The following is an 11,936-nucleotide window of genomic DNA, read 5'->3' as shown; positions in this document are numbered from 1 at the left end:
GGCTCCAACGCGTCAGGCAGCGCTGAGTCGATTGGCGCACGCGATGACCGCCCGCAGCGCCGACTGTGTGGCGTCCGGCGCCCATCCCATCGCCCATTCGTCGTGCGCACCGTCGGTGCCGCGGATGAACGTCGCGATGCCGTCGTCGCCGCGGAGCTGGTGGAACTTCAGCATCTCGACGGCGACGCCGCGGTCATACAGCATCGCGGTCAGCGCCGCGAGTGGCCCGCTGGCCGTGGCCTTCGACGTGCTGATCCGGTCCCCGATGGCGATCGTGGCCTGATAGTTGCGCGCCTGCGGTCCCGGTCGGGTGGAGGCGTCGGTGCACTCCCAGTTGCCGAGCCGCAGCGGACCGACGGCAGGGGCGTAGGTGGCTTCGAATGCGTCTGAGGACATGGCGGCGGACTCCTCGCGCAGACCCCGCGGCAGCGGTGCGTCGAAACGTGCTGCGAAGGGGGGTGTCGCGCTGAATGGCGATTGTGTCTGAGAGGGGAACATGTGCCGGTCTTCTCTTGCCAGAGGAATTGACCGACGGTGTAGCAACGACCCACAGCGAGGGGTCGGTCTGGATCAGACCCCGCTGCGGGTTGCTACTACGAGTCGCTTCGGCACGGACGCCACGCTAGCCCTTCGCGCAGTCGATGCGCAACCGACTTGGTTTGGGCCACTGGGAGATGGATGTCCTCGGGTCATCGGTCAGGCGCGGCGAGTTTCCGGTAGAGCAGCGTCAGCCAGGCATGGTCACCGCGGAAATCCTGGTCGATCCACCACACCAGCAGGCCCAGCGCGGCGGACGTGTAGAACTCGGCCGCGACGTCGGCGGGCACGCCTGCACCCGGTCGGGTCCGTTGTGACCGCAGACGCTTTCGCAGTACGTCGCCGATCAACTGGCGCAGATGGCGCTGGACCAACGCGCCGCCCTGATGTCCGCACAGCGCCTGGTACACGCGCTGGTTTCGGTACGCATGCTCGAACAGCAGCGCGGCGGGCAAGGTGACGTCGATCGGGTCGGCTGAGGTGATGCCGGCGAGCTCGTGCTCGAGCTGATCGCCCATCGAATCGAAACTCGCCATCAGCAGAGCTTCCTTGTCTCGATAGTGGACGTAGAAGGTGGACCGGCCGATGTCGGCCCGATCGAGGATGTCCTGGACCGTCGTCTTCTCGTATCCCTTCTCGATGACGAGGGCAATGAAGGCGTCGTGCAACTGCTTGCGCGTGCGCCTAACCCGCCGATCCGGCGCCGCCACTCGAACCACCCCTGGTTTTCGCACGAGTTCTCGACTTTGTTCGGAACTGGACATCTCGCCTCTATTGGTTGTTGACGGAATTTCCGTCGCACCACTCTTATTGAACACGTTGTTCTGAAACATACATGTTGTTCAGTCAACGTGAACCCAATTGGAGGGGCTAATGAGCACACTGCCGATATACGTGTGGGCGATGGTGCTGGCTGGCGTGATCGGTACCACCGCAACTATTTGCGTGATGCTGTGGCGAGGCGCAACAACCGCAGGCGTCAGCCGTCATAGCGCTACCCGAGTGGCCGTCATCGCCGGAATCGTCTGGGGCGCTTGGGTACTGGTCAGCGGATTGCTGGCCAACGCCGAGGTGTTCCGGTTCCAACCGACGAAGGCGGCGCCGTGGATCGCGGTCGCGATGATCGTGCCGCTCGTTGCGGTGCTGCTGTCGACCCGCGTCCCGTTGGTGTCTCGCATCCTGGACCAGCCGGACGCGTTGTGGCGGTTGACGTTGCCTCAGTTCTTTCGGCCGGTCGGTGTGACCTTCCTGGTCGCGATGGCGTTGGGCTACCTGCCTGCCGTATTCGCCATACCCGCCGGGATTGGCGACATCGCGATCGGGGTCGAGGCGGTATTCATCGCGCGCAACCTGCGTCGCGGCATCGTGCACCGCAGCACCGTGTGGTTCAACGTCCTTGGCCTCCTTGACCTCGTCGTCGCACTCGCGATCGGTGTCATGGCCGCGCCAGGACTGGCGCGGTTGCTGGTCGTGTCGCCGTCCACCGAAGCGATCTCGCTGCTTCCGCTCGTCCTCATCCCCACCACGATCGTGCCGCTCGCGGTGGCATTACACGTGCTGTCGTTGCGCAAACTGAGGGTGGGCGCGGAGACGGCTACGGTCGTCGCACCCGTCGGGAACACGAAATGACCAAGACCATTCCCCACCTCGTCAACCGCTTCGTCATCGACACCGACGACACCTTCGACGACGTCCGCCAGAGATACGAATACCTAGTGCCCACCATCGATTTCGCGGAACTGACCGCTGTGATCGAGACGGGCGACCTGTCCCGCGTGCAGCAATACACGGCAGCGCATGCCCCGCATTCGTTCGTCAACTTCTGGACGTTCGATCCAACGCCGATGATGACATTGGCAGGGCATCGCACGCGGGCAGTGACCTACATGGTCGGAAACAACGTGATCGTCGAGACCATGTACCGACATGATCCCGGAGTCATGCTGTACGCGCCGCTGCGCACCGAGATCTACGAAGACACCGCCGGTCGCGTGCACCTCAGCATCGACCAGCCGTCAAGCAAATTCGCGAGTTTCGGCGACGCGCGCATCGCAAGGGTCGGAGCACAGTTGGACGCCAAACTCGCCGCGCTCCTGCGACTCATCCCGATGCCGGTTCCACCGGAACTCGAGCCGGAACCGAAATGAACAACTCCCAGATTCAGCTCCAGTACTCGACTGGCCTATCTCGACGCAACATCGAAGACGCACTTCTCGCCGCAGGAAAGGACCTCGACCACATTGCGCCCGCCGACCTCGGGTTGCTCGAGGACTTCCACACAATGGGTCGCCTTGCCACCAGCCAGCTGGTCGACCTGGTCGGAATCACGAGTAAGAGCCAGGTACTCGACGCAGGCACCGGAATCGGCGGCACCGCTCGCCTCGTCGCGGATCGGTGCGGTTGCAGAGTTACCGCAGTCGATCTGACCGAGGAGTACTGCAACACCGCCCGTTGGCTCAATCGCCTCGTCGGGCTGGACGAGCGGATTTCGGTCCGCCAGGGAGACGTCACCGCACTGCCCTTCGCCGACGGCACCTTTCACGTCGTTTTCAGCCAACACGTTCAAATGAACGTGGCCGACAAGGAACGCCTATATGAGGAAGCGCGTCGCGTGCTCGTCGTCGGGGGACAGCTCGCCATGTGGGACATCACCACTGGCAACCGAGGCGAACTCGACTATCCCCTTCCCTGGGCCGACGACTCCGGACGAAGCCACCTGGCCACACCCGACCAATTGCACGCCGTGGTCGAGTCCGCTGGCTTCGCGATTGACCACTGGAACAATCTCACCGAGCAGGCGACCGCGACCATGCAGGCATTGCTGGCACTTCCTCCCAACCCCCTTGGACTGCACGCCTTCGTCACGGACTTCGCGACGAAGGTCGAGAACCTCACTCTGGCTCTTGCCGACGGACGGCTTCGGGTCATCGAAGGGGTGGCGCGAGCAGTCCAGTAACGGATACCGCCGCGGCGGGTTTCGCCGGACTCCATGTCCGACGGATTAGGTCACGGAGGGCAGCGCCCGTACCCTGGATTGAGGTTTTACTCAATCCATCAACTGTTAGGTCGTTGCCGCGTGCCGCACAGCTTTCCCAACCGCTCAGAGCGACCGCTCTACGAAATAAAGGCGAACCTGTTCAAGGCGCTCGCGCATCCCGCCCGAATCCGGACGCTGGAGATCCTGGCGGCCAATGGCCGTCCGACGCCGGTCAGCGAGATCCTGGCGGCGACCGACATCGAGCCGACCGTGCTCTCCCAGCACCTCGCGGTGCTCAAGCGCCACCACGTGGTCAGCGGCAGGCGGCTGGGCAATGCCGTCTACTACGAGCTCGCCCACCCGGAGATCTCGGAACTGCTGCTGATCGCCCGCACCTTCCTCGCCGACACCCTGACAGCACGACGAGACGAGTTGGACGCGCTGGATTCCCTACCGCCACTGGGAATTCCGGAATGATCGACGCATTCGCGCGCTCGATGTCGCGACTTGTCCCCCACCGATCCGACTATGCCGGCCTGTCGCGGTCCTGGCGCCGCGACGTCCTGGCCGGCGTGACCGTCGGCGTGGTGGCACTGCCGTTGGCCCTGGCGTTCGGCATCAGCTCGGGCGTCGGTGCCGCGGCCGGCCTGATCACTGCGGTGGTCGCCGGCCTGGTGGCCGCGGTGTTCGGCGGATCGCACGTCCAGGTGTCGGGTCCGACCGGAGCCATGGCGGTGGTGCTCGCGCCCATCGTGACTCACTACGGGTTCGGCAGCATCGCGCTGGTGACCGTGTTGGCCGGAATCATCGTCGTGGCCGCCGGCGTGACCGGCCTCGGGAGGGCGGTGACATTCATTCCGTGGCCGGTGATCGAGGGCTTCACCCTCGGCATCGCGACGATCATCTTCCTGCAGCAGGTGCCCGCTGCGTTCGGGAGCGCCGCCCCGGAGGGGCAGAGCCCCTTGATCGCGACGTGGACCGTCCTGGGCCACCTCGACTGGACCGTCGCCGGCGCCACGCTTCTGGTGGTGGTGTTCGCCGCGGTCCTGATGGTCGGGCTTCCTCGGCTGCACCGCGCCATCCCGGAGTCACTGGCGGCGGTCCTGGCCGCGACGGTATTGGTGGTGGCGGCGAATCTTCCCGTCGCACGCATCGGCGAATTGCCTTCGCACCTGCCAACTCCGGTCCTGCCCCATGCCGACCTGGACGCGCTCCGGACGCTGTTTGGTGCGGCGCTGGCGATCGCGGCGCTGGCAGCCATCGAGTCGCTGCTGTCGGCGCGCGTGGCCGCCACCATGTCCCCGACCGGACCCTATGACCCCAACCGCGAACTGGTCGGTCAGGGCCTCGCGTCGGTGGCCTCCGGCCTGTTTGGCGGTATGCCTGCCACGGGGGCGATCGCGCGTACCGCGGTGAACGTGCGATCCGGGGCGCGTACCCGCGTATCCGCCGTCGTCCACTCGCTCGTGCTCATATGCGTGGTGTACTTCGCGACCGGCCCGGTGTCAGCGATTCCCCTATGCGCCCTAGCCGCAGTGCTGATGGTGACGTCGTTCCGGATGATCTCGGCGACCACGATCGGCAGGATCCTGCGCTCCACCCGTTCGGACGCCTTGATCTTCGTGCTGACAGCGGTCGTCACCGTGTGCTTCGACCTCATCGAAGCCGTCGAGATCGGCATCCTGGTCGCGGCCGTGTTCGCGTTGCGCTCTCTGGCACGCCGGAGCAGCGTCACACGCGAGGAGTTGCCAGGTGATCGCCGAACCGGCGATGAGCGCATCGCCCTGCTGCGGCTGGACGGAGCGATGTTCTTCGGTGTGGCCGAACGGATTTCGACCCTGATCACCGATGCCGAGCGTTCCGAGGTGTCGGTGGTCATCATCCGGATGTCGACGCTGGGGATGCTCGACGCCACCGGAGCGCACACGTTGTCGCGCGTCGCGGAGGAGCTGGAGTCGCGTGGTGTCACCGTGATCATCAAGGGCGTGCAGGAGGAGCACATGGACTTGCTGACCAACGTCGGCGTGATCGACTCACTACGCCACGAGAACCACCTCATCGACTCACTGGACGACGCGATCGCGCATGCCCGCGACCACGTGGCCGCGGCGGCCTAGGTCACGGCGCGACCCAGAATCGGCAGGAAGGGCCGATGGCTGGTTCGGCCGTCACGCCCCCGCAGCGACATGCTGTCCGCAGCCGCCGAATACCACTCCGCGCGGGTGGTCACCGTCAGGTCCAGCGTGCGGCCGCAGCGGGTCGCGACACCGTGCAGCAGCATTGCGCCGGCTCGCCCGTTGCCGTCGCGGAACGGGTGCACCTGGTTGTAGTCCGTGTAGAGGCGGGCGAGTTCCCATGCCAGCCGGGGGTTGTCGTAGGAGGCGCCTGCGTCCACCACCGACCGCGCGGTATCGTGCACCCGCGTCATCTGCGACGCGATGGTGGACACCCAGGCGAAACCCTGTTGGCCACGCCGCAGTTCGGTCGTGCGGTACTGCCCGGCCCACGAATACACGTCGCCGAACAGATGCCGGTGGATGGCGCGAGCGTCGAGCCCGTCGAGCCCGTCGAGCTCACAGGCCCCGCACAGCCACGACACCATCCGGCCAGCTGTCGCGACAAATTCCAGGTCGGCAAGCATCTCCGCCGACTGCGCCCCGAAGTTGTTGCGCAACAACGTTGTTCCTCGAACCAGGTAGGGCGTGGGCCGCAGGGACGGCCTCCTGCGGCGGGGGCGCGGCTGCGCCGGATAGCGGTCACGGAACTTCGCGAGGTAGTCGTCGAACGACACCTCGTCATGGGCCAGCGCGGTCAGCGCGGAGACGTGCTCGTCGGAAGGGCGCCAACCCTCGAGGCACTCGGCGGCGACGGCCTGGGCGACGGCGTGATCGCGCGAACCCGGTGTCATGCGGCGACTCAGCGGAACGCCGACGTCGACGCGAGGTAGGTCAACTTGCGTCTGATGCCTGCCACCTCGCGCGCGACACTGCGCAACATCGCCCGTTCCTGGGGTGGCGTCTCCGACAGCAGCACCACGTCGCTGACCCGCCGCCCTTCGAGGAACGCACCGGCCCGCGTCCGCCAGCGGAACCGCAGCAGCCATCCGAAACAGTCGCGCAGGCTGGACACGTCGCCCGCGTCGAGCACCTTGGCGGCCGCGGCGTCGTCGAGGCGGCCGAGGGTCGACAATGCCTGCGATCCGGCCGAAAGCGCCGCCCAGCGCGCGATCTTCACCACCGGATCGATCGCGGCCAGCTTGAGGTCGACGGTGTCGGCGTGCGTGGCGAATACGCGCAACCGCGACGGGAAGCCGGCCCGCACGGCCGTCGCGTCCTGCAACATGGCTTGTCGCGCCGGATAACTCCGACCGACCGCCGCAACGGTCTGCGCCCGCAGCGCATCGGGGGCGACGGCCGCGCTCCCCCACACACCCGTCGAATCGGCGAGCAGGCCCGTCATCACCACACCTCGGTCCTCGCCGGGATCGACCGTCCAGCGTTCGGTGCCCTCGGCCCAACTGCTCAGGCGTCGGCAGAACCTAGGCCGGCTGGCCAGCACGCCGTTGGCGTCACCGCGTATTCCGCACCGCTCCAGCATCGCGTGCACGTCGGCGGCGCGGACCAGGAGTTCGGTCTTGGTCGCGTCGTCGACGGAGTCGCCGATGGCGACCATCGTCTCGACGTCGGAGCCGGGTGCGGCCTCACCGCGCGCGATGCTGCCGGAGACGAACCACGTCCAGTCAGCCGGGGCAGGGACCAATCGGACGGCGGTGGCAACGCCGTGCCGGAGCACCTCCGACCACGCCCCGGCCAGCGCGGCCGCGGGGGTGTGTGCCCGGAGTTCGGCGGCGACGGCAACCAGCGCCTTGTCGATTCCGGCGCGCAGAACGGCCTCGTCACTGGCAGCATCGATGTCCCCGATGGTCGCGGCGATCCCACGACCGGAAGGAAGCACAGGCGGCATGTCAACGATTCTCACCCGCCGAGTATCTGGTCACACGGTCGTGACAATTACGAAACGCGGAAAACAAGAGCGGAAGCTAATTTCTGTCGTATGACAGTTATTAGCCGGCAGTCCAGGAGCGCCCCATGACCACCTTCGACCCTGCGATCTCCACCCAGGAGGACGCGTCGACCCTGGAGGAACTCGGTTACACCCAGGAACTGCACCGCGGCATCGGCGGCTACGCGGCGTTCGCATCGGGCTTCTCGTTCGTCTCGATCCTCACCACGGTGTTCGCGTTCTTCCCGCTGGGTTTCAGCCTCGGTGGGCCCGCGTTCTTCTGGACCTGGCCGATCGTCTTCGTCTGCCAGTTCTGCGTCTGCCTGGTCTTCGCAGAGCTGTCCGGCAAGTTCCCGGTAGCCGGCGCCATCTACCAGTGGTCACGCCGGCTGGCAGGCAACGCGGTCGGCTGGTTCGCCGGTTGGTTCATGCTCATCGGCTACATCGTGTCGATCGCCGCGCTGGCCATCGCGATGCAGACGGTGCTGCCTCCGATCTGGAGCGGTTTCCAGATCGTCGACGGTGACATGGATCCGCTGTCGGTCACCGGCGCGGAGAACGGCATCATCCTTGGCTCGATCACCATCGTGCTGTGCACCGTCATCAGCGCCGCCGGGGTGAAGTTCATGGGGCGCATCACCGTCACCGGGGTCACCATCGAGATCGTCGGCGTCGTGCTGATCATCGGGGCGATGTTCCTCACCGCCGAGCGCAACCCGGTCGCCGCGGTGGCCGACACCGGCGGACACGGGTCGGGGCTCGGCTATGCGGGGGCGTTCCTGGCCTCGATGCTGATGGCTGCCTACGTCATGTACGGATTCGACAGTGCTGCAGAGCTTTCCGAGGAGACCAGGGATCCGCGCAAGACCGCGCCCAAGGCGATCGTCAACGCTCTGCTGGTGTCGTTCATCGGTGGTGGGCTGATGATCGTCGCCGCCCTGATGTCGGCTCCCGACCTCGGCGAGAATCTGACGACCGGCGGTATGGCCTGGGTCATCGAGAGCCAACTCGACACCTGGCTTGGCAAGACCCTGCTGGCCCTGGTGGCCGTCGCAATGTTCTCGGCGACGCTGGCCATCCAGGCCTCGGCGTCGCGGGTGATGTTCTCGATGGCCCGCGACAACCGGCTGCCATTCGGCAAGTTTCTGGCACGAGTGAACAAGCGCACCGGCACGCCCGTCATCACGGGCATCGCGGTCAGCACGCTGGCGATCCTGGTGCTGCTGGTCAACATCGGGCAGTCCAGCGTGTTCGCCGCCATCGCGTCGGTATCGGTGGTCATCGTCTACATCGCCTACCTGATGGTGACCGTGCCCGCCCTCATTCACCGGCTGCAGGGCACCAGCCTGTCCTACGGTCCCCCGGTCATGGACCTCGGCAAGTGGGGCATACCGGTGAACCTCATCGCCGTGGTGATGGGCGGACTCTTGGTGATCAACATCGGGTGGCCCCGCGCCGAGATCTACGACGTGGCGGGTGCCGGGTGGTACATGCAGTACTTCGCGATCATCTTCGTGGCCTTGACCCTGGTGGTCGGCTACGTCGCTTACCGCATGGTCAAGGACCGCGACGGCGCTCCCGATCCGGTCGACGCGCTGGTCGGCAAGAGGAAGTCCACCTAGCGTTTTCGGCGCGCTTGCGCTCGCTCAGCGTCCGCGAACGCGCCCAGATCGCACGGCCGTAGCCTTGCGGCGATGACATTTTGGGAAGCGGTGCTGCTCGTCGCCGCCGGAATCGGAGGCGGACTGGCGGGCAGCGTCGCAGGCCTGGCGTCGGTGACCACCTATCCCGCCCTGCTCCTGGTGGGTCTGCCCCCGGTGGCCGCCAACGTGACCAACACCGTCGCCCTGGTGTTCAACGGCATCGGCTCGGTCTCCGGTTCACTCCCCGAACTACGGGGCCAACGCGCCCAGCTCAAACGACTGATCCCGCTCGCCGCGATCGGTGGTGCCGCCGGCGCGGCACTGCTGTTGTCCATCCCCGCCGAGGGCTTCGAGAACGTCGTGCCCATCCTGCTCGGCGTCTCGGCGATCCTGATCGCATTGCCCCGCCGCCAACGCGCCGAGGGCGCAGTCCGCAGCAGAACCCACGTCGTGCTGGAAGGGGTCGCCATCCTCGCGATCTGCGTGTATGGCGGCTTCTTCGGCGCGGCGGCGGGCGTGCTGCTGCTTGCCCTGCTCCTGAGCACCGGCGACGAATCGATGGCCCATGCCAACGCCACCAAGAACGTCGTGCTCGGGGTGGCGAACCTCGTTGCCGCACTTGCCTTCATCGTGCTGGCGCCGGTCGACTGGCTCGCCGTCGTACCACTGGGCATCGGGTGCTTACTCGGGTCGAGGCTCGGGCCGGTCGTCGTCCGCCACGCCCCGGCCACGCCGATCCGGTTGGCGATCGCGGTCGCGGGCATGGCGCTGGCCATCAAGCTCGGGCTCGACGCCTATCGATGACCGCCAGTCAGCCTCCGATAAGTCGACTGCGTAGAACCTGAACGAGCAGCGGCCTGCCCGTATATCACCGCGACCCTGAAGAATCGCTGAACGGCTACGTGCAAACTTCGTCCCCCGTTCAAACCATGTTCAACACTGGCATTCAAGCTGCGGCGGACACGTTTCCCACGACCAACAGCGGAGAGTCAATTGCCCATGTTTGGACCAGGGCGGGCAGCCACGGTTGCCTGCGCCGCGCTGTTGATCGTCGTTGCCGGCTGTTCGAGCGACAAGCCCGCGCAGACCGCGGGGCCGGGTGACGCTCAGCACGTTCTGCTCCTGTCGATCGACGGCATGCATCAATCGGACCTGACGGGATACGTTCAGGCGCATCCCAATTCGGCACTGGCCGCGCTCGTCGGCAGGGGAATCGACTACACGAACGCTCAGACTCCGGTTCCCTCGGATTCATTTCCCGGACTGATCGCGCAGGTCACCGGCGGGAACCCGAGAACGACCGGGGTGTACTACGACGACAGCTACGCTCACGACCTCCTCGCGCCGGGCACGACGAACTGTGCCGGTGCGAAACCGGGCGGGGCGGTCAGCTTCACCGAGGAACTGGACAAGGACGTCACCAAGATCGATGGCGGCCAGGGGCTGAAGAATCTGCCTGACGGTGTCCTGCAGATGACCCGTACGCCCACCGACGTGATCGATGCCGCGAAGCTGCCCGTCGATCCCGCGTCCTGCAAGCCGCTCATGCCCGGTGAGTACCTGAAGGTGAACACCGTATTCGCCGTCGCCCACGATGCCGGGCTCCGGACGGCCTGGTCTGACAAGCACCCCGCCTACGCGATTCTCGGCGGCCCGGGCGCCTCGTCCATCGACGACCTGTTCACCCCGGAAGTCGACAGCAGTCCGGCGGGAAGCAAGGACGCTGACACCTGGACCGACGACAACGCCCTCACCCAGCGCTACGACACCTACAAGGTCGATGCCATCACCAATGAGATTGCGGGCAAGGATCATTCAGGCAGCACGCAGGCCGGCGTACCGTCGTTGTTCGGTATGAACTTCCAGTCGGTCTCCACCGCGGAAAAGCTGACGGAGTCCGGCAGCCAACCGGGAGGCTACGCCCCCGACGGGCAGTCCCCAGGGCCGGTACTCGCCTCGGCGCTTGGCTTCGTCGACACCCAGATCGGGCGCATGGTGTCCGCACTCGACGCCGCCGGGATCGCCGACACCACCACGATCATCGTCTCGGCCAAACACGGTCAGGCTCCGATGAAGCCCGACACCCTCACCCGAATCGACGACGGCCAGATCATCGACGGCATCAACGCCGAATGGGCCGTCACCCACCCCGACGTCCCGGAGCTGGTTGCGCACGCGGTCGACGACGACGCGATGATCATGTGGCTGGCCGACCGATCACCCGCCGCAGCGACCTTCGTCGAGGACCGGCTGCGCGCCAAGGCCGGCGAGGGCACTGATATCGCCGGGAAACCGAAGCCGTTCAACGCTTCTGGCACCGACCGGATCTATGCGGGTGCCGAGGCCGTGACCTTCTTCGGCGCGGCCCCCGGCGATCCGCGAGTGCCGGATCTCTACGCGACCACCCAGCCGGGTACGGTCTACACCGGCGGAACATCGAAGATCGCCGAACACGGCGGCGTCACTCCTGCCGACCGGAACGTGCCGCTGATCGTGGCGGGTCCGGGCATCAGCTCCCGCGTCGATCAGTCCACGGTCGCCACCGCACAGATCGCGCCGACGATCCTCGCCCGGCTCCATCTCGACCCCAAGAAACTCCAAGCCGTCGTCGCCGAGAACACCGCAACACTGCCGGGCCTGTAGTTCCTGGTGGCCCCGTTGATGCCGGGGCTGCGCATCTTCGCGGTTCTCCGCGTCGTCGCGCCGCGCGGGCAGGCGTGGCGACTTCTTCAGCGTGGCTTCAGCCAGGCGTCTGTACGTTCGGGCTTCGTGACTGA

Annotated in this window: 12 protein-coding genes; 8 read left to right on the top strand and 4 right to left on the bottom strand. The window is 66.3% G+C overall.

Features of this window, described 5'->3' with window-relative positions:
• Positions 1-12 precede the first annotated feature (12 nt).
• Positions 13-498 carry a homocitrate synthase gene (locus HNP02_RS41315; protein WP_184446602.1) on the bottom strand — a complete coding sequence of 162 codons (486 nt, stop codon included), beginning with the start codon at positions 496-498 and terminating at the stop codon, positions 13-15.
• Between the two features lie 191 nt (positions 499-689).
• Complete coding sequence (locus tag HNP02_RS41310; protein WP_309241887.1) at positions 690-1,247, bottom strand: TetR/AcrR family transcriptional regulator; 558 nt, start codon at positions 1,245-1,247, stop codon at positions 690-692.
• Between the two features lie 163 nt (positions 1,248-1,410).
• Here HNP02_RS41310 and HNP02_RS41305 point away from each other — a divergent pair, with 163 nt between their 5' ends.
• The 5 genes from HNP02_RS41305 to HNP02_RS41285 all read left to right on the top strand — a co-directional run bounded on the left by HNP02_RS41305 (position 1,411) and on the right by HNP02_RS41285 (position 5,631).
• A complete protein-coding gene (locus HNP02_RS41305) occupies positions 1,411-2,166 on the top strand; it encodes a hypothetical protein (protein WP_184446600.1) in 756 nt (251 codons plus the stop codon).
• Entirely contained in the window at positions 2,163-2,684 is a 522-nt protein-coding gene (locus HNP02_RS41300) for a DUF302 domain-containing protein (RefSeq protein WP_184446599.1), read from the top strand. Before HNP02_RS41305 ends, HNP02_RS41300 begins: the two co-directional genes overlap by 4 nt.
• On the top strand, positions 2,681-3,493 hold the full coding sequence (locus tag HNP02_RS41295) for a class I SAM-dependent methyltransferase (protein WP_184446598.1): 813 nt from the start codon (positions 2,681-2,683) through the stop codon (positions 3,491-3,493). Before HNP02_RS41300 ends, HNP02_RS41295 begins: the two co-directional genes overlap by 4 nt.
• Positions 3,494-3,613: 120 nt before the next feature.
• The gene (locus HNP02_RS41290) at positions 3,614-3,991 is read left to right on the top strand and encodes a metalloregulator ArsR/SmtB family transcription factor (RefSeq protein WP_309241886.1); all 378 of its coding nucleotides are present in this window, start codon (positions 3,614-3,616) and stop codon (positions 3,989-3,991) included.
• Positions 3,988-5,631, top strand: coding sequence for a SulP family inorganic anion transporter (locus HNP02_RS41285; RefSeq protein WP_184446596.1), 1,644 nt, complete (start codon positions 3,988-3,990; stop codon positions 5,629-5,631). Before HNP02_RS41290 ends, HNP02_RS41285 begins: the two co-directional genes overlap by 4 nt.
• Here the strand turns inward: HNP02_RS41285 and HNP02_RS41280 are convergent.
• Together HNP02_RS41280 and HNP02_RS41275 are read right to left on the bottom strand one after the other, a co-directional pair.
• Positions 5,628-6,422, bottom strand: a complete 795-nt coding sequence (locus tag HNP02_RS41280; protein ID WP_184446595.1) for a Fic family protein — start codon at positions 6,420-6,422, stop codon at positions 5,628-5,630. The two genes, HNP02_RS41285 and HNP02_RS41280, sit on opposite strands and share 4 nt — an antisense overlap.
• A gap of 8 nt (positions 6,423-6,430) precedes the next feature.
• The gene (locus HNP02_RS41275) at positions 6,431-7,477 is read right to left on the bottom strand and encodes a putative nucleotidyltransferase substrate binding domain-containing protein (protein WP_184446629.1); all 1,047 of its coding nucleotides are present in this window, start codon (positions 7,475-7,477) and stop codon (positions 6,431-6,433) included.
• A gap of 125 nt (positions 7,478-7,602) precedes the next feature.
• Between HNP02_RS41275 and HNP02_RS41270 the strand changes: the two genes are divergently transcribed.
• From HNP02_RS41270 to HNP02_RS41260, 3 genes are all read left to right on the top strand, one after another.
• Complete coding sequence (locus HNP02_RS41270; RefSeq protein WP_184446594.1) at positions 7,603-9,138, top strand: amino acid permease; 1,536 nt, start codon at positions 7,603-7,605, stop codon at positions 9,136-9,138.
• A gap of 72 nt (positions 9,139-9,210) precedes the next feature.
• Positions 9,211-9,963 carry a sulfite exporter TauE/SafE family protein gene (locus HNP02_RS41265; protein WP_184446593.1) on the top strand — a complete coding sequence of 251 codons (753 nt, stop codon included), beginning with the start codon at positions 9,211-9,213 and terminating at the stop codon, positions 9,961-9,963.
• A 195-nt stretch (positions 9,964-10,158) separates the two neighbouring features.
• Positions 10,159-11,802, top strand: coding sequence for an alkaline phosphatase family protein (locus tag HNP02_RS41260; protein ID WP_184446628.1), 1,644 nt, complete (start codon positions 10,159-10,161; stop codon positions 11,800-11,802).
• Positions 11,803-11,936 lie beyond the last annotated feature (134 nt).

Origin of the sequence: Mycobacterium sp. AZCC_0083 (genome assembly GCF_014202335.1) — a bacterium.
Classification (GTDB): domain Bacteria; phylum Actinomycetota; class Actinomycetes; order Mycobacteriales; family Mycobacteriaceae; genus Mycobacterium.
The sequence above is the reverse complement of the archived record's forward strand: the minus strand, read 5'-3'. Positions and strand labels throughout refer to the sequence as shown.